This window comes from Paenibacillus sambharensis (genome assembly GCF_003233845.1).
Classification (GTDB): domain Bacteria; phylum Bacillota; class Bacilli; order Paenibacillales; family Paenibacillaceae; genus Paenibacillus_I; species Paenibacillus_I sambharensis.
Genome location: NZ_QKRB01000019.1, coordinates 1 through 420 on the forward strand (window position 1 = coordinate 1; position 420 = coordinate 420).

General features: G+C 53.3%; 1 pseudogene. It reads left to right on the forward strand.

Annotation, left to right across the window (positions count from 1 at the left end):
- Nucleotides 1-3: 3 nt before the first annotated feature.
- Nucleotides 4-420, forward strand: a pseudogene (locus DNH61_RS26190) (hypothetical protein); the annotation flags it as partial.

A 420-nucleotide genomic window follows, 5' to 3' on the forward strand; every position in this document is an offset into this window, starting at 1 on the left:
TATGTGCCTGCAAGCGGCAGTGTCATTACGCTTATCACGCATGGCAAGGACCAGCGGACCGGCCAATTCGCTTCCGTCGAAACGACAGGCCTGCCTGGAGACTACAAGGTTCAGGTGAACTACCTGACTGACCGGATTGAACTGGCAGTGAACGAAGCATCCGCACCGGCTTGGGGACACTTCGTTGACACTTACAAAAACAATCAGCCGGTTAACATGTCCGTCTACTCCAACCCTGCGATCGGAGTACTCTCCGGATTCCTGGAGCTGTGGACGCCTGGCGATTCCTGGGACAACGGAACCAAGCTGAACAGCGAGGTGCTGGACTACAACATTCAGTATGTAGTGGATCTGTCCAAAACCCGTACGGCTGAAGATGAAGAAAGAGCCTATTACGATGACCGGAGAAATCAGACCTAC